The organism is Tepidiphilus baoligensis (assembly GCF_012911495.1).
Classification (GTDB): Bacteria; Pseudomonadota; Gammaproteobacteria; order Burkholderiales; family Rhodocyclaceae; genus Tepidiphilus; species Tepidiphilus olei.
In genome coordinates this window covers 1-25,340 of sequence record NZ_JAAAUB010000003.1, presented here as the reverse complement: position 1 = coordinate 25,340, position 25,340 = coordinate 1, and the positions used below count along the sequence as shown (strand labels likewise).

The window sequence follows — 25,340 nt, the reverse complement described above, 5'->3', positions numbered from 1 at the left end:
GCACATCCGGGGTGCAGTCCGATTTCTAGATCCGTTGAAACGCAGCGTGCTCGACCCATCCTAGATCAGGGTCCATGAAACGCGGGACCTCGGCTGCACAGGGGGGCACCACGTTGCCGCTCAGGGGCTACTCGTAAGGCTCATGATTGGTCTCCTCCGTGGGTTGAGCGCGCTGGGATACGCCCAGTTAGAGTCGTTTTGTTTGCAAGAAAAGGGACGTGCCTGATGCCATCCCGACTCTCGCTTGGGTACAATCCGCGCGTTGTATGAGATAATACCGCCCCTTGAAGCGCCCGTAGCTCAGGGGATAGAGCGTTGGCCTCCGAAGCCAAAGGTCGCAGGTTCGATTCCTGCCGGGCGCGCCAGAATTTTACCTCCTACCACCCTCGGTGGGCAGCCAACCACAAAACATTCGTTTTACCCGACCAACAGCACGAATATCGTTGCAGACCTCACCAAAAATTTGTTGAGCGCGCGCAACAACCATCCACGCTCTTCTTTCCTGCTCCAGGGCAAGGCGCTCAGAGCAAACGATCCGAGCAACATCATCCAAGTAGACGAACATCAGCGCCTGCCGTAGTACACCGCTTTCGATCGTGCCGACGCCGCACTCGCGCTCGCCAAACGCGATGGGCATTTAACTCCCCGTTAAGGCCCCTGTGCTCCAATGAGCACGTGCGCATCACGACGAAGAGGTCGCCATGAAATCCCCGATCTTCCGCAAGCGAGCCACCTGGCTCTTTTCCATCCTGCTCTCCGGCTTTTCTCTCTGCGCCGTGGCCGAAACGCCGGCGACGATGGCCGAGCGCTATGCGCAGCGCGCCGCCCAGGAACAGCCGGGTTTCACCCCCGACCCCGGCCGCGGCGAAGCCTTCTATCGCCAGAATCACGGTGTGTCGGCCGACATGCCCGGCTGCCATGCCTGCCATGGCCACGATCCCCGGCAAGCGGGCAAACACGTGGTCACCGGCAAGACGATCGCGCCGCTCGCGGTGAGCGCCAATCCCGAGCGGTTCACCGACGAGGCCAAGATCGAAAAATGGTTCCGCCGCAACTGCAAGGAAGTGGTGGGACGCGAATGCACGGCGGCGGAGAAAGCCGATTTTCTCGCCTGGCTCGTGCGCCAATGACCGAAGGAGACCCGACATGAATGCGATCGAACGACTTTACCGTCGCTACGGACATCTTTTCACCACCGCCCTGTGCGCCGCCCTCATCGCTGCGCCGATCGTGGTCTCGGCCGAAGAGCGGCACGAACGCGCCGAACAGGAGAAGCACGAGACCCGCTATAAAGACAAGAGCAAAGGGGCGCCGCTCTCGCCGCTCTACCGTCAGGAATGCGGCAGCTGCCACGTTCCCTTCCCGCCGTCCTTGCTCTCGGCCGAGGATTGGCGCAAAGTGATGGCCGACCTCGCGCACCACTACGGCGACGACGCCTCACTGTCCCCGCAGACGGCGCAGGAGCTCACCGACTTTCTCGTGCGCAATGCGGGCGATGGCCGTCGCACGCAAGGTGCGGGAGATCCGCCGCGCATCACGCGAACGCGCTGGTTCGAAAAAGAGCACGACGAAGTTCCCGCCGCGGCCTGGCGCGACCCTCGGGTGAAATCCCCGGCCAACTGCGGCGCCTGCCACAAGCGGGCCGAAGAAGGCTCGTACCGCGAGCGCGAGATCGACATCCCCGGCTATGGTCCCTACAAGGACTAACGGAGCCTCGTCATGGAGCCGAACGAAAACAAGGTATTGATCTGGGACGCCGTCGTGCGGCTCGGGCACTGGCTGATGGCCGTAGGGTTCATCGTCGCCTGGCTCACCGGCGAATCCGAGCGCCTGCGCCTGGTGCACGTCGCCGCCGGCGGCACGGTGGCGGCGGTGGCCCTCTTTCGCGTGGTCTGGGGTTTCGTCGGCCCGTGGTCGGCGCGATTCTCCTCTTTCGTGCGTCCCTGGCGCGAGACGTGGGATTATCTCGTCGGCTTGATACGCTTGCAGCCGCCCCATTACACCGGGCACAATCCGGCCGGTGGCATCGCCATCCTCGCCCTGCTCGCCCTCGGGGTCCTCACGCCCCTCGTCGGATGGTGCGCCTACGAAGAGATCGGCGGCAAGTTCGTCGAAAAGGCGCACGAGGCGCTGGCGAACCTCATGCTCGCCGTGGTGCTGGTGCATCTGGCCGGGGTGTTCGTCGGCAGTCTCGCCCATCGCGAGAATCTCGTCCGCGCGATGGTGCTGGGGGTGAAACGCGGCGCACCGCAGGAAGCGATCGCGCGGCCCTACACCGCCGCGGCCGTCGTGTTGCTCGTCTGGGTGGCCGTGGCGGTGTACTGGCTGCTGCGCAGCTGAAGGAGGGAAGATGCGGGTCTTGCTCGTCGAGGACGATGCGCTGCTCGGTGCGGGCCTCGAACGGGGGCTGGAAGCCCTGGGCATGAACGTGGCGTGGGCGCGGGAGGCGGCTGCCGCCTCGCGCCTGCTGCGGTCCGAACCGTTCGACGCCGTGGTGCTCGACCTGGGCTTGCCTAACGAGGACGGCATGCACGCGCTCGGGCGCTGGCGCGCCGAGGGGCTTACCACGCCGGTGCTGATCCTGACGGCGCGCGACGCGCTCTCCGACCGCATCGCCGGTCTCGACGAAGGAGCGGACGACTACGTGGTCAAACCCGCACCGCTCGAAGAAATCGCCGCCCGTCTGCGGGCGCTGGTGCGCCGCGGCGAAGGGCGGTCACGCTCGCTCATCGACTTGGGGCGCCTGCGCCTGGATACGGCGGGGCATGCCGTGTGGTTCGACGGTTCGCCGGTCGAACTCTCGGCGATGGAATACCGCCTGCTCGAGCGCCTCGCGCGCAGCCCGGGCCGGGTCTTCACCAAGATCCAGCTCGAGCAGGCGCTCTACGAGGCGGACGAAGCTCCCGACAGCAACGTGCTGCAGGTGCTCATCCATCATCTGCGTCGCAAGATCGATCCGGACATCATCGACACGGTGCGCGGTCTGGGTTATCGCCTGGGTCCGGCGGCGCAAGGAGCCGCACGATGACCCTCTGGCGCCGGCTCGGCCATTCGCTGCGCCTGCGCCTCACGCTCTGGCTACTTGCCGGGGTGGCGCTCTTCTGGCTCGTCTCACTCGCCTACGTCGTGAGGGAAAGCAGCAAGGAGGCAAGGGAGCTGCTGGATGCGCGGCTCGTGGCAAGCGTCGAGGCGATTTCCGCGGTCCCGCTGGGCCGAGGAGAAGCGGCGTACCCCGAACCGCCGGACAAACGAGCGCGAAAGGCTGGCAAGCACGCCGGCGTGCTGGTGCTCGATCCCGGGGGTGGGGAGATCGTGCGCTTTGGCTCGCTGCCGCCGGGCGCCGATTTTTCCCGGCTCGAGGACGGCTTTCATCGTCTTCCCGGCAAACCGGGCTGGCGCGCCTATGCCAGCACCCGCCCCGACGGGGCGCGGGTGTTCGCCGCGCATCCGCTGGATCTGCACGGCGAACTCACCGAAGAGCTGGTAGAACACTCGGTGGAAACCCTCAGCGTGGGGGCCGGTGCGCTCGCACTTTTTTCCTGGTGGGCGATCGGGCGAGGATTACGCCCGCTCATGGCGCTGTCGCAAGCCCTGCGTCGCCGTCGCCCGGACGCGCTCGAGCCGGTCGACTTGCCCGATGCGCCGCAGGAACTCGAACCCGTGGTAGGGGCGGTCAATGAGCTGCTCGCCCGCTTGTCCCAAGCCTTCGAGCGCGAGCGGCGCTTCACCGCCGACGTCGCCCACGAACTGCGCACGCCGATCGCCGCGATCGCGGCGCATCTGGACGCCGCCCTCGTCGAAGGCGACGAGGCGCGCCGCCGTGAAGCGATGCAAGCCGCGCGCGAAGGCACGACCCGCGCCGCCCAGCTCATCGAGCAATTGCTCACGCTCGCGCGCCTGGGACACGATGCGCGCCGGCCACGACGAACCATCGACGCTGCCGAAGTCGTTCGTCAGGAATTGGCCCTCCTCTGGCCGCAGGCCCAAGCCCTCGGTCACACGCTGGAGGTGGACTTGCCCGAGACGCTGCCCGCCCTGCTCGCACCGGAGCCGCTCGCCCTCATCGTGCGCAATCTCGTCGGCAATGCACTGCGTCACACGCCGCCGGGCAGTACCGTGCGAATCTCGCTGCGCCGAGAGGGGAACCTCGTGCGGCTCGACGTCGAGGACGACGGCCCCGGCATTGCCCCGGATCGCCGGGAAAAGCTGTTCGCCCCCTTTGCGCGCGACTCCGCCGCCCCGGGCACGGGTCTGGGCTTGACGCTGGTGCGCGAAGCGGCGGAACTCCTCGGCGCCCGCGTCGAGCCCGATGAGAGCCGCCTGGGCGGGGCACGATTCACCCTCATCCTTCCCGTACCGCCCGAAGGAACCGACCGATGAGCGAATCACCCCCGTCCGACACCGAGGAGACGTCGCGCGGACTCTCGAGCGAAGAGGCCCGGCGCCGCCTCGCCGACGAAGGACCGAACGAGCTGCCGCAGGAGCGCCGGCGCACGCCGTGGCGCATCGTGGGCGAAGTATTGCGCGAACCGATGCTCCTCTTGCTGCTCGCCGGCGCGGGGATCTACCTGCTCGTGGGCGACCTGACCGAAGGGCTGGTGCTGCTCGTCTTCGCCGTCTTCTCCGTGCTCATCACCACGATCCAGGAGAGCCGCACCGAACGGGTGCTCGCCGCGCTGCGCGAACTCTCCAGCCCACGGGCGCTGGTAATCCGCGACGGGCAGCGGCAGCGCATCCCGGGACGGGAAGTGGTACGAGGAGACCTGATCGTGCTCGCCGAGGGCGACCGCGTCCCGGCCGACGCAGTGCTCCTCGAGGCCCAGGATCTGCTGGTCGACGAATCCTTGCTCACCGGCGAATCAGTCCCCGTGCGCAAAACCGCTCCGCACCCCGGAACTTCTTTGCCGCCGCCCTCGCCCGGCGGAGACGATCTGCCCTACGTCTTCTCCGGCACGCTCGTGGTGCGCGGCCGTGGGCTCGCGCGCGTCCTCGCCACGGGGGCACGCAGCGAATTCGGCAAGATCGGCACGGCGCTGGCGCACATCGACACCGAACCACCGCGCCTGCAGCGCCAGACACGGCAAATCGTGCGACTCTTCGCCACCCTCGGCACGGCCACGGCGCTCGCCGCGACGCTACTCTACGGCAGCCTGCGCGGCAACTGGACCGAAGCCTTCCTCGCCGGCATCGCGCTGGGCATGTCGATGTTGCCGGAGGAATTTCCCGTCGTGCTCGCCGTGTTCATGGCGATGGGCGCCTGGCGCATCTCGCGCGCCCGGGTACTGACGCGGCGCGCCGCCGCCATCGAGACGCTCGGTTCGGCCACGGTGCTGTGCACCGACAAGACCGGGACCTTGACCGAGAACCGCATGCGCGTGGTCGCCCTGCGCCGACCCGACGGATCGGCCTGGACGAGGGAAGACGACGCCTCCCTGCTACCCGAACCCTTCCGGGCGCAGGCCGAGTGTGCCCGGCTCGCGAGCGCCGACGATCCCTTCGATCCGATGGAACTCGCTTTCCACGAGCTGGAACGGCACTGCCCGCAGCCGGTCACCTCCGATCTCACCCCCGTAAAGGAATACGGCCTGCGGCCAGAGCTGCTCGCGGTGACGCGGGTGTGGCGCTCGGCTCGAGGCGAGATCCTCGTCGCCAGCAAAGGTGCCCCCGAGACGATCGCGACCCTGTGTCGCATGGACGAGGCGGCGCGCGCGGCATTGCTCGCGCAAGTGGAGGCAATGGCCGGTGAAGGTTTACGGGTGCTGGCGCTCGCCCGCGCCCAGGGCGCCGAGGATCCTTTGCCGGAAGACCCTCGCGCCTTCGCCTTTTCCTTCGTCGGTCTGGCCGGACTCGCCGACCCTCTGCGCCCCGGCGTGCCGGAAGCGGTGGCACAGTGCCATTCGGCGGGCGTGCGTGTGGTGCTGATCACCGGCGACTATCCGGCCACCGCCCGGGCGATCGCCCGGGCCGCCAGCATCGCCGCCGACGAGGTGATGACCGGCGAAGAACTGGCGCGGCTCGACGAGACCGAGCTGCGCCGACGGGCGTCGCAGGTGACGGTCTTCGCCCGCATCGCCCCCACGCAGAAACTGCGCCTCGTCGAAGCCCTGAAAGCGGCCGGAGAGGTCGTCGCCATGACCGGCGACGGCGTGAACGACGCCCCGGCGCTCAAGGCCGCGCACATCGGCATTGCCATGGGCGGGCGCGGCACCGACGTCGCCCGCGAAGCGGCCGCGCTCGTGCTGCTCGACGATGATTTCGGCGCCATCGTGCAGGCGATCCGCCTGGGACGGCGCATCTACGACAACCTCGTCAAGGCGATGCTCTTCATCCTCGCGGTCCATCTGCCGATCGCCGGGTTGGCGCTGTTGCCCCTGCTGCTCGGCCTGCCGCTGGTGCTCGGTCCGATCCACATCGCCTTGCTGGAGATGGTGATCGACCCCGTCTGCTCCCTCGTCTTCGAGGCCGAACCCGAAGAGGACGACGTGATGCGCCGCCCACCGCGGCCACCGCAGGAACCGCTCTTCTCCTGGCCGCTGCTCACCTGGGGTGTGGCCCAAGGGGCGCTCGCCCTGGCGCTCGTGACCGGCGTGCTGCTGGGCGCAGTGGCGCGCGGCCTGTCGGACGAAGAAGTGCGCGCCCTCACCTTCTTCTCGCTCGTGACGAGCCTGCTGGGGCTCGTGCTTATCGACCGCTCGTTCTCGGCCTCGTTGCGGGAAGCGTTCCGGCGCCCGAACCCGATGCTGGCGGCGATCGCCGGCCTCGTCGCCGCCTTCTCCGCCGTCGTCCTGCTGTGGCCGCCGGCGCGCGACCTGCTGCATTTCGGCCCTTTGCACCCCGATGACGTGGCGCTCACGCTCGCCGTCGGTGCCGGTGTGCTGCTGCTCCTGGAAGCCGCCAAGAGTTGGCTGCGGCGCCATTTGCGCGCATTTCGCCGAGGAGACGGCATTTAAGCTTTCCTTAAGTTCGCCGCCGTATCGTATCTCCCATCGCGACGAAACGAGGAGATCCCGATGGCGACGATCAGCTGTACCGCTCGGCCGAAAAAGGAAACTTCCGGCAGACTCATGGAAGCGGCCTGGGTGGCCGACAACGAAACATCGAGCGAGGAGATCGCCCGATTCGTACAGGACATCTATCTGGCCCGGTACGGGGCGCACATCGCGCAGCCGCGCGGGCCCTTCCTCGCCCTGCGCGATGCCACCGGCCAGGTGCGGGCGGCGCTCGCGCTGCGCCGGGGCGAGACGCCGTTCTTCCTCGAGCACTATCTCGACGCCCCGGTACAGACCCTCCTTCCCGGAGGCGTGCGCGAGGGCATCGTCGAAGTCGGCAGCCCCAGCGGCGGCGCCGGACTGGGACTCGCCATCGTACAGCGCATCGTGGCTTTCCATGGTGGCCGCGTCGGCGCCGAGGAAGGGGCGGACGGTCGCGGCACGACGATGCGAGTGGTCTTGCCGCACCTGGATATGCCTCCCCCTGAATCCCTCCCTGCCATGAGCGTATTTTCGCAGGGATACTGAGGTAAGCTTACGAAAAAAAATTCCGTGAGAGAACGCCATGTCGACCGAGGCCAATTTTCCTACGCCTCCCCTCCACGTGGAGGGTCGCTTGGATGTGCTGCACAAAATCAGCCAGCACTTGCCCGGAGTCATCTACGTCTTCAAACGCACGCCGCAGGGGCACATGTCCTTTCCCTATGCGAGCGAGGGGATGAAACGCCTGTGTGGCGTGGATCCGGAACTCCTGCGTGAAGACGCCTCGGCCTTTTTCGCCACCGTGCATCCCGACGATCGCGCGGCGATGATGGCCTCTTCCGATCGGTCGATGGCCACGCTCGAACCCTGGCGCCTTCTCTATCGGCACGTACTGCCCGACGGGCGCATCGTCTGGGCCGAGGGCGAAGCGAGTACCGAGCGCCAACCCGACGGGTCGGTGCTGTGGTACGGATTCATCGCCAACGTCACCGAACGCATCCTCACTCAGGAGCGCCTCGCGCGCAGCGAGCGGCTCTTTCGCTCCATGGTCGAGCACCTGGAAGAGCTCATGTTCCTGGTGGCGGTAGAGCCCGACGGCGCATTTCGCTATCTCGCCGGCAACCGCGCTTTGTACGAGCTCCTGTGCGTCTCCCCCGAAGTCTGGAAAGGCGCGCGCCCTCGTGAACTCTTCGCCCCGGAGCAGGCGGCGCACTTCGAGGCGATGTACCGCCGCTGCCTCCAGGAAGGCAAGACACTGCGCTACGAGGAGCGCCTGGAGATTCCCAACGTCGGCTGCCGTCAATTCCAGACCACCCTCACGCCCATCGATGGCGAGGCGGGCCGCATCGAACTCATCGTCGGCGTGGCCGTCGACGTCACAGAACGCAACCGGCTGCTGCGCGCAGCCGAGGAACAATGGCAGCTCGCCGAGCAACGCGCCCGCACCATCGAAGTGCTGCTCGAATCGGCCGGCGAAGGCATCTTCGCCGTCGATCCCCAAGAAAACGTCGTGCTGTGGAACCCGGCCGCCGAACGCATCCTCGGCTATACGGCCGATGAGATGCGTGGCCGATGCGCCTATGAGGTGCTGCATTCCCGCTATCCCGACGGCACGGTCATGCCCCGCGAGGCCTGCCTCATCCACCAGGCCGTTCGCGAACGACGCTCCTTTCCCCCCGGAGAAGACTACTTCCTGCACCGCGACGGGCACGCCGTGCCGATACGGCTGACCGTCTCGCCTCTGCCCGATGGCGGCGCGGTGGTGATCTTCACCGACATCACCACCCTCAAGCAGATGGAAGCCGAGCTGCGCCGCCAGGCCGGCACCGATTCCTTGACGGGCCTGGCGAACCGGCGCGCCTTCTTCACTGCCGGGGAACGCCTGCTCGCCGAACGCGATCCCGCATGGCCGATCGCGGTGCTCATGTTCGACCTCGATCACTTCAAGCAGGTGAATGATCGCTATGGTCACGCCGCCGGCGACCAGGTCCTGCGGTCAGTGGCGGCTATCCTGCGCGAGACGCTACGCGAGCAGGATCTCGCCGGACGTCTCGGCGGCGAAGAATTCGCCGTCGTCCTCCCCCATACCACCGTGGCCGGGGCACGGCAGCTCGCCGAGCGCTTGCGCCAGAGCGCGGCCGAGCGCGTGCGTATCCCCGGCAGCGGCGGCGAGACGGTGACGATCAGCGTGGGCGTGGCTGCCGTCGCTCCCGGAGAGACGACGCTCGATGCGGCGCTTTCTCGAGCAGATGCCGCGCTCTACGCAGCGAAAGAGGGGGGAAGAAATCGGGTCGTGGTCGCGCCCGAAGCCCGTCGCGAGTGAGCCTCAAGTCTCGAGCGGATCCACCTCCAGGCGCCAGCGCAACGAACGGGGATGAGGCAACTCACGCAAAGCCCCGGCCCAACGCTCGAGGAAAGCATGCAGCGCAGGACGGTGATCCCCCTCGACGAGCAGCTGGGCCCGTTCACGACGCGCGAGGCGCACGAGACGCATCGGGACCGGATCGAACACCCGGATCGGCCAGGCTTCGCTTGCCGCAAGGCTACGGGCGGCGCTTCGCGCTTCCTCGAGGAACGCGAGCGCCGGTTCCAATGCCTCGTCGTCGGCGCGCAGCAGCGCCTGAAAAGCAAAAGGCGGCAGACGCAGCGCCCGACGCTCGGCGAGCGTCCTTCCGGCAAACGCCGCATAGTCGTGCGCCGCGAGTTCGCGAAAGAGCGGATGCTGTGAAAACTCGGTCTGTATCAACACCCGACCCGGCGCGCCCGCCCGGCCGGCCCGGCCGGCCACCTGCATCAACTGCTGGAACATCCGTTCCGTGGCTCGCACTTCGGCGGCATAGAGCCCGGCATCGGCCCCGATCACGCCGACGAGCGTGAGCGACGGAAAATCGTGCCCCTTGGCCATCATCTGCGTGCCCACGAGCAGGTCGTATTGCCCCGCGCGCACCTCCTCGAGCAAGGTTTCCCATTGGGGCAAGGTCTTCACCGCGTCGCGGTCGATGCGGGCGATCCGGGCCTGGGGAAACAACGCCTGCAGCCGCTCCTCCAGCCGCTGCGTGCCCCGGCCGATGGGCCGCAAGTCGAGCGCGCCGCACTCGGGACAGGCTCGCGGCGGGGTCTCGCGATGACCGCAGTGGTGGCAATGCATCCGGCCATCGTCGCGGTGGAAGACGAGATTGACCGAACAATTGGGGCAGCGGCTCACCCAGCCGCAATGGCCGCAGCGCACCACCGGCGCATAGCCGCGGCGATTGAGGAAAACGAGGGCCTGCTCACCGCGCCCGAGCGTCTCTTCGATCGCCCGCGCAAGGGGCTCGCTCACGCCCTCCTCGGCGCTCGTCTGCGTCGTATCGATGAGCTCTATCGTCGGCAGCGGTTGGCCGCTCGGCCGGGCGGACAAAGCCACGCGCCGGTAGCGGCCCGCCTCGCAAGCCGCCCAGCTCTCGAGCGAGGGCGTGGCCGAGCCGAGCACGATCGGCACGTTCCACCGGCGCGCGCGCCAGACCGCCAGATCGCGCGCCGAGTAGGGCACCCCTTCGAACTGTTTGTAGGAAGGATCGTGCTCCTCGTCCACCACCACCAGCCCCAGCCGCACGAAAGGCGCGAACACCGCGAGCCGCGTGCCGAGGACGATATCGACCTCGCCGCGCAGCGCCGCCACGAAGGCCGCCGAACGCTCGCTGGCGGGCGCATCCGAATGCAGGCACACAATGCGCGCCGAAGAGAAACGGGCGCGTACCCGCTCGGTGAGCTGCGGCGTGAGGCCGATCTCGGGCACCAGGAGCAGCGCCTGCCGCCCTCGGGCGAGACAGTCGGCGATCAGGCGCAGGTAGACTTCCGTTTTGCCGCTGCCGGTGATCCCGTGCAACAGCGTCACCGAGAACCCTTCCCGCGGCACCGCCTCGAGCGCCGCTCTTTGCCCTGGCGTGAGCTCGGGCAGCAGCCCGACCGTCATCGTGCTCCCACCCGCGTCCGGTTTCGCCGTACGGGGTTCGCGCTTGCGCCGGCGCAGGGCAGGAGGCAGCATCGCCGCCACGACTTCGCCGAGCGGTGCAAGATAATAATGGGCGGTGAATTCGAGCAATTCGCGATCGGCCGCGGCAAGCGGCGGCAACCCCTGCCAGACCGCCTCCACCGCTTTGATCCGCTCGTCAGGAACGGACGGATCCGCCTCGAGCGACCAGACGATGCCCAGCTTCGCGCCGCGACCGAAGGGCACGCGCACGATCTGCCCCGGCACGACCGCTTCGGGAACCCGGTAGTCGAACAACCCCTCGCCGGGAAACGGCAGCAGCACCTGGACCCGGCGCATCCCCTCGCTCATGCCTTCTGGTGATATTTCACGCTCTCGGTCTGGACGGCGTGGACCAGCGCCGCCACGTGCTCCGGCGGCGTGTGCTGCGAGATGCCGTGCCCCAGGTTGAAGACGTGCCCCGAACCGTACCCGAAGGCTTCGAGCACCTTGCAGGCTTCGCGTACCACCACGTCGGGCGGCGCAAAGAGGATCGCCGGATCGAGATTGCCCTGCAGCGCCACTTTGTCCCCGACCAGAGCCCGAGCCCGGCCGATGTCCATCGTCCAGTCCAGACCCACGGCATCGGCGCCGATGCTGGCCAAATCTTCCAGCCACACGCCGCCCCCCTTGGTGAAGACGATGGAGGGAACGATGCGGCCTTCCGCCTCACGGCGCAAGCCCGCGACGATGCGCGCCAGATACGGCAGGGAAAACGTCTTGAAGGCTTCCTCGGCGAGCACCCCGCCCCAGGAATCGAAGAGCATCACCGCCTGCGCTCCCGCTTCGATCTGGGCATTGAGGTAATCGGTCACCGCCTGCGTCGTCACCTCGAGGATGCGGTGCATCAGATCGGGGCGGGAGTAGAGCAACGTCTTGACCGTACGGTAATCCTCGCTCGCTCCCCCTTCGACCATGTAGCACGCAAGCGTCCAGGGGCTGCCGGAGAAACCGATCAGGGGCACCGAGCCGTCGAGGGCATGCCGGATATGCCGCACCGCCTCGAGCACGTAGGCGAGTTCCACCGTGGGATCCGGGGCAGCAAGATTGCGGATCTCCCATTCGCTGCGCAGCGGCCGTTCGAACTTCGGACCTTCGCCTTCGACGAAATACAGCCCCAGCCCCATCGCATCGGGCACCGTCAGGATGTCGGAAAAGAGGATCGCCGCATCGAGCCCGAAGCGCGCAAGCGGCTGGAGCGTCACTTCGGTGGCCAAGGCAGGATCCTTGCACAAGGCGAGGAAACTGCCGGCCCGTCGGCGCGTCTCGCGGTATTCGGGTAAATAGCGCCCGGCCTGCCGCATCAACCAGATCGGCGTGCGATCTACGGGCTGGCGCAGCAGCGCCCGCAGGAGACGGTCGTTTTTCAGAGAAGGCATGGGGTAGCGGCTCCGTGGCGCACAGGACAGCCCGCATTATACGAAAAGCGGACACCGTACCCGGCGGGCACTCTGGAAAATACCTCCTAGGGAGACGCTGAAGAAATGAGCGAACTGGATGAAGCGCAAGGCGGAAGGTAGCGCAGCAACCGAGACATACCAAGTAGATAGGCGAGGGAGCGAGCACCGCGCAACGCCGCCATGCAGCCGCTCGCGACGGTTCTTCGAGCCGCCCGCCCGTCACTGCGAGCGACGGTTTCTCACTCGACTTCCTGCCCGCGTTTGATCGCGAGCCCAAGCTGCTTGATCTTGCGGTAGAGGTGCGTGCGCTCCAAACCGGCAAGCTCGGCCACCCGGCTCATGGGCAAGGCCTCTCGTTCGAGGAGTCGCTCGAAGTACATCCGTTCGAAGGCCTCGCGCGCCTCACGCAAGGGTAAAGTAAGCAAGCGCTCCAGCGTCGGTTGGTCAGGAAGCCCGAAAATCCGCTCGATCGCCTCCTGCGACACGACGCCCCCCTCATCGGCATCGAGCAAGGCCTCGGCCAACCCCAGCAAGTCCATCTCTTGGGGCAGCATCCCTTTTGGCATGCGTGTCATGCTACCGGGAGGCAATCGGGGTACGGTATCGCTCCCGCGCCGTTTGGCAACTTCCGACAGAGCCAAGGGCATCAGGGTGTCGAGGACGCGCAATGCCTCCTCCCGCCTCGGCACTGGGACACAGCACCGCGCAAAGGCCGTGCTCAGCAGCTCGGGCCACCCTTCCTTGGCCAATGCCTCGGCCGGCGTACGACCGAAGACGACCACCTTGGCCTGATATTCGTCGCGTCGCTCGAGCGCGAAACAGAGATTTTTCTGTTGCAGTCGTGTGAGATCCTGGGCTCGCAGGACGAACCAATGCCCACCTCGAGCGCGCTGAAGTTTCTCGCGTGACAGTGGTTGGGTCTCGCTACCGAGATCGAGCCAAGGACCTTCGCGTAACTTGAGCGCCAGCGCCAACGCTTCGATGAGGAATGAATCGGCCACTTGCAGATAAAGCACCCGCTCGCGCTGCAAAGATTCCCTTGCTTTTTCGAGCACGGAGGTCAACAGCGGATGCTCGCCCAGTCGCCCGATCACTACCTCGTTGGGAATTTTTGCCTGACGAGAGCGCGCCACCGCCACCTTGATCGCCGGCAGCAGTTTCTGCATCGAGATCGGTTTCTCGAGAAAATCGATCGCTCCGATCCGGGTTGCCTCGACCGCCGTGTCAATCGTGGCGTGACCCGACATCATGATCACCGGCGGCGCTGGCGGCTGCCGTCCCATCCACTGTCGCAGGAGCGTGATGCCGTCGACGTCGGGCATCCAGATGTCGAGCAGGATCACGTCGGGTCGCTCCGTCTCCAGGCGCTCGTTCGCTTGCAGCCCGTTCTCGGCCGTCTCGACGGCATAACCCTCGTCTTCGAGGATCTCACGCAGCAACTCGCGGATACCGACTTCATCGTCGACGATGAGCACTCTAGCCATCGCGACCTCCTTCACGTACGTCGTCGCCGAGCGGGAATTCGATCTCCACCATCGCCCCTCCTTCCGCCCGGTTGACCAGACGGACCCTCGCGCCATGATCATCGAGGATCTTCTTGATCACCGCCAGACCCAGCCCCGTCCCCTTGGGCTTGGTCGTGAAATAGGGCTCGAACGCGTGGCGTAGGAGTTCCGAAGGGAATCCGGGGCCATTGTCGAGCACCCGGAGGGTGAGGGTATCCGCCTTGCGCCCAAGCTCGATGCGGATCAGGCCGTCCTGACGTCCCTCCAGCGCATCCTGCGCATTCTGGATGAGATTATGCAACACTTGACGCAATTGGGAAGCATCGGCCCGCAGCGCCGGCAAAGCCTCCTGAGGCAAGTCGAGCTCCAGGCGCGCCGGTGAGGATTCGTACAGGACGAGGACGCTGCGCAACAAGGATTCCACGTCGAGCCAGTCCTTTTTCGGCGCGGGAAGACGAGCATAATCGCGGAAGGCGTTGACCAGGTTTTTCATCGCCTCCACCTGATCGATGATCGTTTGCGTGGCGCGCTCGAGCATCTGCCGCGCCTCGGGATCGAGACGATCGGCGAGCTTGTAGCGCAAGCGCTCGGCCGAGAGCTGGATCGGGGTGAGCGGATTCTTGATCTCGTGCGCGAGGCGCCGCGCCACCTCGCCCCAAGCGGCGGTGCGCTGCGCCTGCACGAGGTCGGTGACGTCGTCGAACACGACCAGGCGACCGCTGCCGTGGCGGGTCGGCAGAGAGGCCACGTGCAGCAGCAAGATCTGCGTGTGCCCGTCGGCGCAGCGACGGCGCCATTCGATGGGACCTGCCGGCTCACGACCGATGAGCTCGGCGATCAAGGTGGAAAACTCCGGCTCGATCGTCCAGCAGGAGGGCGCAATCCCCGTGCACCCCTGCAGATCGACTTCGAGGATACGAGAAGCCGCGGCATTGGCGATGGTCAACTTCCCTTCCACATCGAACGCCAGCACGCCCGTGCTGAGGTTGGCGAGGATCGTCTCCAGGTAAGCGCGCGCCGCCTCGATCTGGGCGCGCGATTCTTCCGCTGCCTGCCGAGCCTGTGCGAGTTGCTGCGTCATCGCATCGAACGAGCGCGTCAGCACTCCCAGCTCGTCGCGCGCCGCGATCGGGGCAAGCGGCCGGTAGTCGCCCGATGCCACCGCCCTCGTTCCTTCCGCCAACACCATCAGCGGCGCGATGAACTTACGCGACAGATACATTGCCAGTGCGAGTGCCGCAAGCAGTGACAGCAGCACCGTGATCGTGAGCGTGAGCGCATAAATGCGCTGTAGCCCCTCCTTTCCGACCACGATCTGCTGATAGTCTTGGTACGCAGTTTGTACGGCATCGATCTGTTCGCTGATGTTCCACGGCACCCGCTGCACCATCTGAACGAAAGCGGCCTCGAACGTCGCACCCGGCGTGCGCGCCTCCAGCGCCGCCACCACCCGGATCACGGGAACACCGTCCGGGGGAGTATCCACACGGTGGAAAATCCCCGTACTCCTCGCCACTTGAAGTTCGACCGAAGACGGCAACACCGAGCTCAGCCATCGATCGTCGGGGCTCACCGTCACCAAGGGCGTTCCCTTGGCGTTGAGTACCGTGATCGAGGCGAGCCCCAGATTCTCGCGCAACGGCGTCAGCGTGTCGACGTCGAAACTCCCCTCTCGGGCAATGTGGGTGCGCAAGGTCTCTGCATCGCGCCGAGCCTTCAAGACCAGATTGTCGAGGGTATTGCGCGCCAGCGCCACGCCGCTCTCCAATGCCCTCTCGACCCGGACGTCGAACCACGTCTCGATCGAGCGCACGACGAAGAACATCGACACCAGGTACAAGATCACCGCCGGAATGAGTGCCATGGCGGTAAACATCAGCGTCAAGCGTACGCGCAGGCGTGTACCGAACTTTTTGCGCCGGTACTGACGATAGAGATGCCAGGCGTGACGGCCAAGTAGCACACCGAGACCGGTCACCACCGCCGCATTCAGGGTCAGAAAGTAAGGAAAAGCACTGCCGAAAACGTCGGTATTGCTGCTCGCGGTGGCGAGCAGAAAGATCGAAATCGCCACCACCGCGAGAATCACGACCATCAGGCCGCGATTCATCGTTCTCTCCACGGATACCAGCGATAAGGCTCGACCACCCAAACGTAATCATCGTTCCCCAGGGCCGTTGCCCGAACCGTCTGCGGCGATCGGCTCAAATCGACGGCCAGTTTCAGTTCCGCACGCACGTCGGTTAGCGGGTTGAAGATGTCGCCAGCCACGGGCCAGGCGCGGATCTTCCGCAATGCCTGCATCAGCGATTCTCGATCGTAAAACGCGTGCGTCGATTCGCCCACGGAAAGAAGCCAATCCTGGGTAACGGGCCGATACCTTATCGTGATGCGCCAAAATTTGCCATAGACCAGCTGATCGCTCCAGTACCAACGCTCACGATAGAGCATCAGCTCGAGCCGCAGCGGCAGCTCGATGCCCCGTTGTAGCAGATCCTCCCACATTGGAGGAAAACGCTCCATGTTCAGGTCGGCATCGAGGAACCAAGCGCCGGATTCGTTGCGCCATAGTCGGGCGTGTGCGATTTTGGCCGTCACTTCCCGAGCGCTCGCCCCAAGGCCGAACCCGCCCAATACCATCGCCCCCATGGCGATCAGGGTTCGGCGGCGAGATGAATCAATGGTTTTTGCGTAACAGCGCGTAGAAGAACCCATCGTGCGTCTCGTCCGGGAAAAGAGTGATCGTCTCGCGATTCCCCTCGAGAGGAACGGCCCGTGCATCGCGATGACGTTTCAAAAACGCCCGCACTCGCTCTTCGTTTTCCTCGGCGAAAAGAGAACAAGTGGCGTACAACAGCCGCCCGCCCGGCGCGAGCAAAGGCCATAAGCCTTCGAGGATCTCACCCTGTTGGCGGGCGAAACCGGCAACGTCCTCTGCGCGGCGCAACCACTTGATGTCTGGATGACGTCGCGCCACGCCGCTGCCGGAACACGGCACATCGGCGAGGATAGCATCGAACGGCTTACCATCCCACCAGCGCTTTGGATGACGCGCGTCGCCGCGAACGATCTGCACCGGTACATCCACCCGCGCCAGAGCACGGCGCAGCGCCGCGAGCCGCGACTCCTCGACATCGACGGCCGTGAGTTCGATATCGGCCAACTCCAGCAAATGCGCGCTCTTGCCACCCGGTGCAGCGCAGGCATCGAGCACGCGCTCGCCGTCAACCGGAGCGAGCAGACGCGCCGCGAACTGGGCCCCCACGTCTTGGGGCGAGACCCAACCCTCGGCGATGCCGGGGACTTTCGCCACCGGCATCGGCCGTTCCAGCAGCAGCGCCATCGGACCGACCTGACGCACGGCGATGCCGGCCTCGGCAAACCGCGCGAGCGCCTCGTCTTCGTCGATGCGGCGGCGGTTGAGCCGTAAACCCATCGGTGGATGGGTGTTGCCGGCATGCAGCACATCTTCCCACTCGAGCGGATGCTGCGCGCGCACCTTGTCGATCCACCAACGGGGATGGCGGAAATGCGCCACCGCCACGTCCTGCTCCTCCGGCCCAACCGCGGGCACGGCGGCACTCGCGCGCGCCGCCTCGGCGAGCGCCTCGGGGTGCAGCACCTCGCGCTCGCGCAGGAACGTGCGCAACAAGGCATTGGCGAACCCTGCCAGACGTTCTTGCCGCGCACGCACACAGCTCACGCTCTGATGAGTGAGCGCATGCGCATCGCGCGGACCGTCGCGCAGCGCCGACAGCGCCACCAGCAAAGGGGCGAGCACCGGCTCGGGTACGCCACGAGGAGCGAGCCGCGCCAACACCCAGCGCCCCCAACCGTAGTCACGCAGAGCGCTCCAGGCCAGATCACGCACCCGCCCCCAGGCGCCGGGCTCGGTCACGGGATGCGCCGCACGCAGGGCGTGATAATGCTCCAGCGCATTGTGTCCCGCGAGGACCCTGTCGACGACCTGGGCTGCGAGCTCGATCGCACCGCTCAAGGTGCGGGGATCGACCTCGGGCGATGTTCCACGTGAAACATTGCGTCCGGCCGCAGCCGGCGAGCGTTCCTTCACGGCTGCATGATCTCGCGCAAATAGCGTGGCATGACCAAACGCGCCCGATAGGTTTCGCCGTCGAGATAGCGCAGGTCGCGCAATCCCCGCTCGGCGATGCGCGCGTCCACCGTCGCCGCGTCGAGCGATGCCGGATCGAGCGTGTCGGAAGCACAGGCGAGCGTCCAGTTCGCCCCGTAGAGCGGGATGTAGTGCAGATGGGGACGAACATGGGCGAAGACCGCGCGCAGGCGCCGCAGCAGCTCGCGCACCCGCTCGGGCTGATGATCCGGCGCCCCCACGTGCAGCGACAGCGCCCCACCCTCGGCGAGCAACGCCTTGCACGCCCGGAAAAACTCCTCTTGATAGAGCGCCGCCGCCGGCCCCACCGGATCGGTGAGATCCAGCACCACGAGGTCGAATTTCCTTCCCTCGGCCGGAGCCACGCGGCGCACGTATTCCAGGCCGTCTTGCACGCGCAGCTCCAGACGCGGATCGTCGAGCGCGCCGCGATGCACCGCGTGAAAATAGGTGCGTGCGAGCTCGACCACCTTCTCGTCGAGCTCGACGAGCACCACCTGCTGCATCGTGCGGTATTTGAAGAGCTCCTCGGCCGAACCGCCATCGCCGCCGCCGATGACGAGCGCCGAACGCGGCCCCGCATGCGCGAGCCCCGGCACATGGACGAGATTCTCGTGATAGATGCACTCATCGGTCTCGCTCGTCATCGCGCAGCCATCGAGGCGGAACATGCGCCCGAAAAGCGGCGAGACCCATACCTCGTATTCCTGGTAGCGGCTGCGACCGCGTTCCAGGCACTCGGTCACGTCGAAATAATAGCCGCTCCAATCACTCAAGGACTCCCACAGCCGCGTCGTCCGCTCGCTCATGGCCTCACTCCCGCGGCGCGATCTTACCGCGCACCACCGAATGGCTCACCACCTCCATCGGATTGAGCGTTTCGATCACACGGCGAAACACCTGCCTGGCGAGCTCGGAGTTGTCCTTGGAGAAATTACACACGTACACGTCCAGCGTGACGTTGCCCGTTTCGGGCCAGGTATGGATGGCCAGGTGAGACTCGGCCAACACCACCGTGCCGGTGACGCCGGCATTCTCGCCGTTGTCGTGTCGAAACTGATAGAAATAAGCGCCCAGCGGCGTCAGTCCTGCCTCACGGCACTCCTGCACGCACAAGGTCTCCAACCGTTCCCGGTCGGTGAGCAGAGCGACATCGCAGCGGCAATCATAGAGATCCGCAATCAGATGAAGACCGTTCATCTCCACTTCTCCCGGCCAGCCATGGAAAACCGAAAATTATACAACGAACTGCCCAAAGACGTTCGTTTCCACTGCGGCGTGCCCGCAATCAGAATAAGTATGGGGACAATTGTTCCCAACTCAAGCGCGCGATCAACACCGCCACCACGACGAGAAAGAGCTTGCGCACGAAGCCGGAACCATGGCGCAGCGCCAGGCCGCTGCCGACACGCGAACCCAGGACGTTGCACAGCGCAAGCCACCCCCCCAACGCCCAGGCGATGTGCGCATGGCCCCAGAAATAGGCGATGGCCGCAACGTTCGTCGCCACGTTGCCGACCTTGGCCAAGGCCGACGCATGGAGAAAATCCAGGCGCAACAGACGCACGAAGGCGAAGATGAAGAAACTGCCCGTCCCGGGGCCGAAGAAACCATCGTAGAACCCGATCACCAAGCCGATGCCCGTCGCCCGGCCCAGATCGGCCCGTTCCCAAGCCGTAGTGCGAGACTGCAGACCAAAGTCCTTTTTGGCAAAGGTATAGACCGCCACCAGGCTCAGCAGCACCAGCACCATGGGCCGCGCCCATTCACGCGGGAAATGCGTCACCGCACTCGCCCCGAACCAGCTACCCAGCCCGGCCGCCGTCGCCACCGTCGCCAACAACGCGCCCGGCAGGGCGATGCGTCGCAGATATTGATGTGCCGCCGACGCCGTTCCCACCACGGAAGCGACCTTGTTCGTGCCAAAGAGATCCGCGAGCGGCGACTGCGGAAAAGCGAGCAACAAAGCCGGGACCTGGATGAGCCCCCCGCCGCCCACCGCCGCATCGACGAGCCCCGCGAGAAAGGCCGCCCCACCCAGGGCGAGCCACACCCAGCTCAAATCCTCGAACCCCATTGCTCCTCCTTGCGAATGTTCCACGTGGAACATTCCGGCGACCTCTTCACTTTCCGATGCAGAATCGGCTGAAAATCTCGCCGAGCAGATCCTCCACGTCGTATTCTCCGAGGATGCGTCCGAGCGCCCGGTGGGCCATGCGCAGCTCTTCGGCGAGAAGCTCGAGCGCCTCACCCGTTTCCAGCGCCGCGGCGAGCGAGCCACGCGCCTCGCGCAAGGCCTCCAGATGCCGCTCGCGCGCCAGTACCACGTCTTCCCCCTGGGCATGCCAGCCGGCCACCTCCAGCAGCGCCGCACGCAGCAGGTCCAGACCCTCGCCGGTGCGTGCCGACAGCCACACGCGCTCGCGGATGCGCCCACCTGCTCCCGTCTCGCGCCGCGGCGCCTCACCCGTCAAATCGATCTTGTTCACCACCTCGATCACCGGCACTTCGGGTGGAGCGAGCGCCAGCACTTCCTCGAGCGGTGTCGGCTCGGATCGATCGAGCGCGCGCAGCGCGAGCACCACGTCTGCCTGCGCGATCGCTTCGCGCGTACGCGCCACGCCGATGCGCTCCACCGGATCGTCGGTGGCCCGCAGTCCCGCCGTGTCGATCACGTAGAGCGGAATCCCCTCGATCTGGATGGCCTCGCGCAGCACGTCCCGGGTGGTGCCGGCGATGTCGGTGACGATCGCCCGCTCCTCCCCCATCAAGGCATTGAGCAGGCTCGACTTGCCGACGTTGGGCGCACCGGCGATCACCACGTGCAGCCCCCGGCGCAGCAGCGCTCCCTGGCGCGCGTTCTCGAGCAGCCGATCGAGAGTGGAGAGCGTTTCGGCGACCTTCTCGCGGATGCGCGCGGCGGCGATGAGTTCCAGATCCTCTTCGGGAAAATCGAGCGAAGCCTCGACCCACATGCGCGCCTCGATCAGGCGCTCCTGCAGCGCGCGCACGGCGCGGGAGAATTCCCCCGTGAGCGAGCGCGCCGCCCCTCGGGCCGCAGCCCGGGTGGAGGCGTCGATCAGATCGGCCACGGCCTCAGCCTGTGCCAGATCGATCTTGCCGGCAAGAAAGGCGCGCTCGGTGAATTCTCCGGGACGGGCGAGCCGAGCGCCCAGCTCGAGGCAGCGCTCGAGCAACAGGTGCAGCACCACGGGTCCGCCGTGTCCGTGCAGCTCCAGCACGTCTTCGCCGGTAAACGAATGCGGCGCCGGAAAGTACAGCGCCAACCCCTCGTCGATCACCGCGCCCTGCGCATCGCGAAAGCGTGCAAACGTCGCCCTGCGCGGCGCCGGCACCCGCCCGAGCAGCGCTTCGGAAAAGGCCGCGAGCCCCGGGCCCGAGACCCGCACCACACCGATGCCGCCGCGCCCCGGTGCGGTGGCGATCGCCGCGATCACCTCGCGCGGCGCTCCTTCCATGTGCCGCTCTTTGCTCACGCCCTCGCCGACCTCACTTCGACGCCTTGCCACCCGCCTCGATCTGCCGTGTGATCAGCCACTGCTGGGCGATCGACAGCACGTTGTTCGTCAGCCAATAGAGCACCAAACCGGCAGGGAACCACAGGAACATCACCGTGAACACGATGGGCATGGCGAGCATCAGTTTCGCCTGCATCGGATCGACCGGCTGCGGGTTGAGCTTCATCTGCACGAACATCGACGCGCCCATGAGGAGGGGCAGCACGAAGTAAGGATCACGCATCGACAGATCCTGGATCCACAGGATCCACGGTGCCTGGCGCATCTCGACGCTATTGAGCAGCACCCAGTAAAGCGCGATGAAAACCGGGATCTGCACCAGGATGGGCAGGCAGCCGCCCAGCGGATTGACCTTCTCCTCCTGGTAGATGCGCATCATCTCCTGCTGCATGCGCGCCTTGTCGTCGCCATAGAGCTCCTTGAGGCGCTGCAGTCGGGGGGTGAGCGCGCGCATCTTGGCCATCGAACGGTAGCTCGCTGCCGACAAGGGATAGAAAATCGCTTTCAGAAGCACCGTCACCAGCACGATCGCCCAGCCCCAGTTCCCAGTGAGCTTGTACAACCAGGACAGTACCCAGAAGAGCGGCGCGGCGATCACCGTAAACCAACCGTAATCGACCACCAGGTCGAACCCCGGCGCGAGCGTACCCAGCACGCTCTGCGTCTGCGGCCCGGCATAGAGGCGCACCGATCCCTCCTTCGCCTCACCCGGCGCGACCGTCCCCAGCGGCAGGATCACGCCTGCCTGGAACAAGCCCCCCTCCACCGGCCGGACGTAGAACTCGCGCTGCACCCCCTCCTGCGGCAACCAAGCCGCGACGAAGTAATGCTGCACCATGGCGATCCAGCCATCCTGCGCGAGCCGCGGAAACTCCGCCTTGCCTTTGAGCACGTCCTCGAAGTCGATCTTCTTGTACTTGCTCTCGGCGGTATAGATCGCCGGGCCGGTGAACGTGCGAACCCCGAAGAGCGAATGCTCCTCGGCCGGCAAGCCATCGCGCAGGAATTGATAATACGTCGACGCTTCGATCGGCGCCGTGCCCGCGTTGGCAACCTCGTGGCGCACCTCGACCAGATATTCGCCGCGCTTGAAACGCAGCACTTTGGTCACGAGCGCCCCATCGTCCGCCTGAGCCGTGAGCCGAACTTCCAGCACGTCCTGCCCTGGCGCAAGCCGTACGGCCTCGGCCGGCAGCTGCCATTGCGAGCGGTGGTTCGGCAGGCCCGCTCCGATCAGCCCCGACTGCACCCGATAGACGTGGCCGGCGCGGCCATCGTCGAAGAGTATGAAGGGCTTGCTGTGATCCTCACGCGCCGAGTGGTCCTTGAAGGCGAGGAAAACGATGTCGCCACCGCGCTCCGAGATCTCCGCGGTAAAGCGATCGGTCTCGACCACCATGCGGCGCGCCTGGGCCTCTTCGATCGCTCCGGAAGCCGGCGCCACGGCGGCCCGCTGCGACTGGGGTACCTCACCCAGACCGGCCCCCTGTTGGGTTGCGACGGGACGCTCGGCTTGCGGCTGCGGCGCCGGCTGGTTGTGGCGCAACCACGCCTCCCACAGCATCACCAACGAGAAAAGGAACACCAACAACGGGATCAGACGGCGTTGCTCCATGGATCCATCCTGGAAAACGGGCAAAATAATCGGCGAATTATGGCACAGGGTCGTGCCCGCCGGGATGAAAGGGATGGCAACGTAACACGCGCCGCATCCCCAGCCACAAGCCTTTCACGGCCCCGTGGCGCTCGATCGCTTCCAACGTATATTGCGAGCAGCTCGGGTAAAACCGGCAGTTACGCCCCAGCCAAGGGCTGATCGCCACTTGATAACCCCGGATGAGCGCAATCAGGAGGCGGCGCATTTGCCGGCCTCCCGCGCAAGCCGCTCGAAGCAGGAAAGGAGATCCTCGCGCAGCATCCGACGCGTGGCCTCGACGATCGGCGCGCTCAGCCGCACCACCACGTCGCAAGCCGGCAGCCGCGCTTTTTCGAGACGGAAAGTCTCGCGGGCGATGCGCTTGACGAGGTTGCGCTGATGCGCGCGGCGCACGAGCTTCTTTGCCACCACCAGCCCCAGACGCGGGCGACCCAGCTCGTTGGGGCTCCAGTGGACGGAAAAAAAACGCCCGCGGATCACCCGCCGCGCCGTGAAGACGCGCGAGAATTCGGACGGTCGCAGCAGGCGGTCGGCACGGCGAAAACGTGCCTCCGCCTCAGACGGGATCTCGCCGCTCAAACGGCCAGGCGATGACGACCCTTGGCCCGCCGCGCCCGGATCACGGAGCGGCCACCCCGGGTGCGCATGCGCACGAGGAAACCATGGGTACGCTTGCGACGGATCTTGGAGGGTTGATAGGTGCGTTTCATGGGACTACCTCGAACGGGAAAATTTCGTTATTTAACAGACAAGCAGAGGACATGTCAAGGAAAAAACGATACACTATCCATGATTCAGCTCCAACAAATCACTATTGGGTAAGTCCATGATCAAGACGGTCAAGCAGGCTTGCCGGTTCAATCCGATCATCCGAGACTACCGGATGAGCCAAGAGATCGAAAACTTGGCAGGGCTCATCAATGACGAGGGGGACGGGAGGGAGTTCTTCTCACGCAATTTCATCACCCACGGCATGGCGCAGCTGTTCCACGAGGAGTTGCTGCGCTTGTCGGGAAAGTCAGATCAAGCGGTCTTCGAGCTCGCCCAAGCCATGAGTGGCGGTAAGACGCACATGATGATCGCGCTCGGACTGCTGGCGCGTCACCCACACCTGTGCTCCGATGTCCTCCCTCCCGATCTCGCCGCGCGTGTGGACTTTGGCACTGCACGCATCGCCACCTTCAGCGGTCGCAACAACCCGGACAACTACATCTGGGGTGAGATCGCAAGCCAGCTTTGCGCGGAGGATGCCAACGAGATCTACGAAATCCCGAATCATGCCAAGGACGAGATCGAGCTCATCGAGTTCCTGGCCGCCCCGCAGCGCAAGCCCGACGAGTTCCTTCAGGCCATGCAGCGGCTGCGCGAGGCTGCCTGGTACCTGCACGGGGAAGAGCAATGCTTCTTCATCTTCATCAAGGAAACGGAAAATCTCTCGCGCCAAATCGAGCGCAACACCAAGGAGATTCCTCAGCCCAAGATCGATCAGGCGCTGATCAATCGGCTCACCGGCATCCTCGAGCCAGTTCGCAAGATTGCATACCAGGATGTTCAGGTCCTGCCCAAGCTCGACGAATTGAAGCTCGGAGGCCCCAGGACACTCATCGTCATCAAGCCCGATGGCAAGGTTCCCCCCAGTAAGCTCCCGAACTTCTTCGACTATCAGCAGGAGAAGAACAACCTACTGGTGCTCACGGGTCAGGACAGCTTGTTGGCGGATGCTGTCGAGGAGCGTCTGCGCGAGCTCTACGCCATCGAGCAGATCCACAAACGGCTTCGCCCCGGCGACACGCTGTTCGAAGATTCGCGCGACCGACTGGAAGAAGCGGAAGACCGCTTCGGCAAGGCCCTGTCGGCGGCCTACAACCGCCTCTACTTCCCGGTGAACAACCCGGTCGATGGTCGTGACGTGTTGGCCGGTGTCACCATCGATCAGGGGTTGAAGATCGGCCAGGGCGATCAGTCCGCCGAAGTTCAGATCGAGAGTCTGCTCGCAAGCCCAAGAGCAGATTACAAGCTCGTGCGCGAGTTGACAAAAGACGAGTACTTCGCGCAAGCCGAGGAGTACCTCTGGCCCTCCGGCAAGGACAACCGCCGCACGCCGTGGAAAGACGTCGTCACGCG

General features: G+C 65.6%; 23 protein-coding genes, 1 tRNA gene and 1 pseudogene. 10 read left to right on the top strand and 15 right to left on the bottom strand.

Annotation, left to right across the window (positions count from 1 at the left end):
• The first annotated feature begins 289 nt into the window (after positions 1–289).
• Positions 290–365 (top strand) — tRNA-Arg (locus tag GV368_RS03030).
• Positions 366–370: 5 nt separating this feature from the next.
• Here the strand turns inward: GV368_RS03030 and GV368_RS03025 are convergent.
• Positions 371–637: a hypothetical protein gene (locus tag GV368_RS03025; protein WP_169115370.1), complete on the bottom strand. Its 267-nt coding sequence runs from the start codon at positions 635–637 to the stop codon at positions 371–373.
• 64 nt (positions 638–701) lie between these two features.
• On the opposite strand from GV368_RS03025, the gene GV368_RS03020 reads away from it, so the two are divergent.
• The 8 genes from GV368_RS03020 (at position 702) to GV368_RS02985 (ending at position 9,294) form a co-directional block, all read left to right on the top strand.
• A complete protein-coding gene (locus GV368_RS03020; protein ID WP_206673231.1) occupies positions 702–1,130 on the top strand; it encodes a DUF1924 domain-containing protein in 429 nt (142 codons plus the stop codon).
• Positions 1,131–1,146: 16 nt separating this feature from the next.
• Positions 1,147–1,707 (top strand): diheme cytochrome c, encoded by a 561-nt coding sequence (locus GV368_RS03015; RefSeq protein WP_142804023.1) that lies wholly within the window; start codon positions 1,147–1,149, stop codon positions 1,705–1,707.
• Between the two features lie 12 nt (positions 1,708–1,719).
• Entirely contained in the window at positions 1,720–2,340 is a 621-nt protein-coding gene (locus GV368_RS03010) for a cytochrome b/b6 domain-containing protein (protein ID WP_142809718.1), read from the top strand.
• A 10-nt stretch (positions 2,341–2,350) separates the two neighbouring features.
• The gene (locus tag GV368_RS03005; RefSeq protein ID WP_142809720.1) at positions 2,351–3,028 is read left to right on the top strand and encodes a response regulator; all 678 of its coding nucleotides are present in this window, start codon (positions 2,351–2,353) and stop codon (positions 3,026–3,028) included.
• Complete coding sequence (locus GV368_RS03000) at positions 3,025–4,380, top strand: sensor histidine kinase (RefSeq protein WP_169115368.1); 1,356 nt, start codon at positions 3,025–3,027, stop codon at positions 4,378–4,380. The genes GV368_RS03005 and GV368_RS03000 overlap by 4 nt, the downstream gene beginning before the upstream one ends.
• Positions 4,377–6,950: a cation-translocating P-type ATPase gene (locus tag GV368_RS02995; RefSeq protein ID WP_169115366.1), complete on the top strand. Its 2,574-nt coding sequence runs from the start codon at positions 4,377–4,379 to the stop codon at positions 6,948–6,950. The genes GV368_RS03000 and GV368_RS02995 overlap by 4 nt, the downstream gene beginning before the upstream one ends.
• 60 nt (positions 6,951–7,010) lie before the next feature.
• Positions 7,011–7,517 carry a thermostable hemolysin gene (locus GV368_RS02990; protein WP_169115364.1) on the top strand — a complete coding sequence of 169 codons (507 nt, stop codon included), beginning with the start codon at positions 7,011–7,013 and terminating at the stop codon, positions 7,515–7,517.
• A 94-nt stretch (positions 7,518–7,611) separates the two neighbouring features.
• Positions 7,612–9,294: a GGDEF domain-containing protein gene (locus GV368_RS02985; protein WP_328514225.1), complete on the top strand. Its 1,683-nt coding sequence runs from the start codon at positions 7,612–7,614 to the stop codon at positions 9,292–9,294.
• Positions 9,295–9,297: 3 nt separating this feature from the next.
• On the opposite strand, the gene GV368_RS02980 is transcribed toward GV368_RS02985, so the two are convergent.
• The 14 genes from GV368_RS02980 to rpmH form a co-directional block, all read right to left on the bottom strand.
• Entirely contained in the window at positions 9,298–11,295 is a 1,998-nt protein-coding gene (locus tag GV368_RS02980) for a primosomal protein N' (protein WP_206673230.1), read from the bottom strand.
• The gene (gene hemE / locus GV368_RS02975; protein WP_169115360.1) at positions 11,292–12,362 is read right to left on the bottom strand and encodes a uroporphyrinogen decarboxylase; all 1,071 of its coding nucleotides are present in this window, start codon (positions 12,360–12,362) and stop codon (positions 11,292–11,294) included. Before hemE ends, GV368_RS02980 begins: the two co-directional genes overlap by 4 nt.
• Positions 12,363–12,622: 260 nt before the next feature.
• A complete protein-coding gene (locus tag GV368_RS11605; RefSeq protein WP_169115358.1) occupies positions 12,623–13,867 on the bottom strand; it encodes a sigma-54-dependent Fis family transcriptional regulator in 1,245 nt (414 codons plus the stop codon).
• Positions 13,860–15,998 carry a sensor histidine kinase gene (locus tag GV368_RS02965; RefSeq protein WP_142809736.1) on the bottom strand — a complete coding sequence of 713 codons (2,139 nt, stop codon included), beginning with the start codon at positions 15,996–15,998 and terminating at the stop codon, positions 13,860–13,862. The genes GV368_RS11605 and GV368_RS02965 overlap by 8 nt, the downstream gene beginning before the upstream one ends.
• Complete coding sequence (locus tag GV368_RS02960) at positions 15,995–16,537, bottom strand: DUF4390 domain-containing protein (protein WP_169115356.1); 543 nt, start codon at positions 16,535–16,537, stop codon at positions 15,995–15,997. The genes GV368_RS02965 and GV368_RS02960 overlap by 4 nt, the downstream gene beginning before the upstream one ends.
• 28 nt (positions 16,538–16,565) lie before the next feature.
• Positions 16,566–17,960: a 16S rRNA (cytosine(967)-C(5))-methyltransferase RsmB gene (gene rsmB, locus GV368_RS02955; protein WP_142809740.1), complete on the bottom strand. Its 1,395-nt coding sequence runs from the start codon at positions 17,958–17,960 to the stop codon at positions 16,566–16,568.
• Positions 17,957–18,829: a polyamine aminopropyltransferase gene (speE, locus tag GV368_RS02950; RefSeq protein ID WP_142809742.1), complete on the bottom strand. Its 873-nt coding sequence runs from the start codon at positions 18,827–18,829 to the stop codon at positions 17,957–17,959. Before speE ends, rsmB begins: the two co-directional genes overlap by 4 nt.
• Before the next feature lie 4 nt (positions 18,830–18,833).
• Positions 18,834–19,220, bottom strand: a complete 387-nt coding sequence (speD, locus tag GV368_RS02945; protein ID WP_142804037.1) for an adenosylmethionine decarboxylase — start codon at positions 19,218–19,220, stop codon at positions 18,834–18,836.
• A gap of 88 nt (positions 19,221–19,308) precedes the next feature.
• The gene (locus GV368_RS02940) at positions 19,309–20,097 is read right to left on the bottom strand and encodes a sulfite exporter TauE/SafE family protein (RefSeq protein ID WP_169115354.1); all 789 of its coding nucleotides are present in this window, start codon (positions 20,095–20,097) and stop codon (positions 19,309–19,311) included.
• A 46-nt stretch (positions 20,098–20,143) separates the two neighbouring features.
• Complete coding sequence (gene mnmE / locus GV368_RS02935) at positions 20,144–21,499, bottom strand: tRNA uridine-5-carboxymethylaminomethyl(34) synthesis GTPase MnmE (RefSeq protein ID WP_169115352.1); 1,356 nt, start codon at positions 21,497–21,499, stop codon at positions 20,144–20,146.
• Between the two features lie 31 nt (positions 21,500–21,530).
• Positions 21,531–23,174, bottom strand: coding sequence for a membrane protein insertase YidC (gene yidC, locus GV368_RS02930; RefSeq protein WP_142804040.1), 1,644 nt, complete (start codon positions 23,172–23,174; stop codon positions 21,531–21,533).
• Between the two features lie 37 nt (positions 23,175–23,211).
• Positions 23,212–23,421 carry a membrane protein insertion efficiency factor YidD gene (yidD, locus tag GV368_RS02925; protein WP_142804041.1) on the bottom strand — a complete coding sequence of 70 codons (210 nt, stop codon included), beginning with the start codon at positions 23,419–23,421 and terminating at the stop codon, positions 23,212–23,214.
• Complete coding sequence (gene rnpA, locus GV368_RS02920; RefSeq protein WP_194240878.1) at positions 23,406–23,795, bottom strand: ribonuclease P protein component; 390 nt, start codon at positions 23,793–23,795, stop codon at positions 23,406–23,408. The genes yidD and rnpA overlap by 16 nt, the downstream gene beginning before the upstream one ends.
• Positions 23,792–23,926, bottom strand: a complete 135-nt coding sequence (gene rpmH, locus GV368_RS02915) for a 50S ribosomal protein L34 (protein ID WP_028875239.1) — start codon at positions 23,924–23,926, stop codon at positions 23,792–23,794. The genes rnpA and rpmH overlap by 4 nt, the downstream gene beginning before the upstream one ends.
• A gap of 116 nt (positions 23,927–24,042) precedes the next feature.
• Between rpmH and GV368_RS02910 the strand changes: the two are divergent.
• Positions 24,043–25,340 (top strand): annotated as a pseudogene (locus tag GV368_RS02910) (anti-phage-associated DUF499 domain-containing protein); the annotation flags it as partial.

What these genes read in the sequence shown, in the direction of transcription:
- GV368_RS02995 (WP_169115366.1), top strand. Translation starts at nt 4,377, where the DNA reads ATGAGCGAATCACCCCCGTCCGACACCGAGGAGACGTCGCGCGGACTC.
- GV368_RS03025 (WP_169115370.1), bottom strand. Translation starts at nt 637, where the DNA reads ATGCCCATCGCGTTTGGCGAGCGCGAGTGCGGCGTCGGCACGATCGAA.
- GV368_RS02965 (WP_142809736.1), bottom strand. Translation starts at nt 15,998, where the DNA reads ATGAATCGCGGCCTGATGGTCGTGATTCTCGCGGTGGTGGCGATTTCG.
- GV368_RS03015 (WP_142804023.1), top strand. Translation starts at nt 1,147, where the DNA reads ATGAATGCGATCGAACGACTTTACCGTCGCTACGGACATCTTTTCACC.
- mnmE (WP_169115352.1), bottom strand. Translation starts at nt 21,499, where the DNA reads ATGGAAGGAGCGCCGCGCGAGGTGATCGCGGCGATCGCCACCGCACCG.
- GV368_RS02980 (WP_206673230.1), bottom strand. Translation starts at nt 11,295, where the DNA reads ATGAGCGAGGGGATGCGCCGGGTCCAGGTGCTGCTGCCGTTTCCCGGC.
- yidC (WP_142804040.1), bottom strand. Translation starts at nt 23,174, where the DNA reads ATGGAGCAACGCCGTCTGATCCCGTTGTTGGTGTTCCTTTTCTCGTTG.
- GV368_RS03000 (WP_169115368.1), top strand. Translation starts at nt 3,025, where the DNA reads ATGACCCTCTGGCGCCGGCTCGGCCATTCGCTGCGCCTGCGCCTCACG.
- GV368_RS02960 (WP_169115356.1), bottom strand. Translation starts at nt 16,537, where the DNA reads ATGGGGGCGATGGTATTGGGCGGGTTCGGCCTTGGGGCGAGCGCTCGG.
- hemE (WP_169115360.1), bottom strand. Translation starts at nt 12,362, where the DNA reads ATGCCTTCTCTGAAAAACGACCGTCTCCTGCGGGCGCTGCTGCGCCAG.
- GV368_RS03005 (WP_142809720.1), top strand. Translation starts at nt 2,351, where the DNA reads ATGCGGGTCTTGCTCGTCGAGGACGATGCGCTGCTCGGTGCGGGCCTC.
- speE (WP_142809742.1), bottom strand. Translation starts at nt 18,829, where the DNA reads ATGAGCGAGCGGACGACGCGGCTGTGGGAGTCCTTGAGTGATTGGAGC.
- GV368_RS03010 (WP_142809718.1), top strand. Translation starts at nt 1,720, where the DNA reads ATGGAGCCGAACGAAAACAAGGTATTGATCTGGGACGCCGTCGTGCGG.
- GV368_RS02940 (WP_169115354.1), bottom strand. Translation starts at nt 20,097, where the DNA reads ATGGGGTTCGAGGATTTGAGCTGGGTGTGGCTCGCCCTGGGTGGGGCG.
- yidD (WP_142804041.1), bottom strand. Translation starts at nt 23,421, where the DNA reads ATGCGCCGCCTCCTGATTGCGCTCATCCGGGGTTATCAAGTGGCGATC.
- GV368_RS03020 (WP_206673231.1), top strand. Translation starts at nt 702, where the DNA reads ATGAAATCCCCGATCTTCCGCAAGCGAGCCACCTGGCTCTTTTCCATC.
- speD (WP_142804037.1), bottom strand. Translation starts at nt 19,220, where the DNA reads ATGAACGGTCTTCATCTGATTGCGGATCTCTATGATTGCCGCTGCGAT.
- GV368_RS11605 (WP_169115358.1), bottom strand. Translation starts at nt 13,867, where the DNA reads ATGGCTAGAGTGCTCATCGTCGACGATGAAGTCGGTATCCGCGAGTTG.
- GV368_RS02990 (WP_169115364.1), top strand. Translation starts at nt 7,011, where the DNA reads ATGGCGACGATCAGCTGTACCGCTCGGCCGAAAAAGGAAACTTCCGGC.
- rpmH (WP_028875239.1), bottom strand. Translation starts at nt 23,926, where the DNA reads ATGAAACGCACCTATCAACCCTCCAAGATCCGTCGCAAGCGTACCCAT.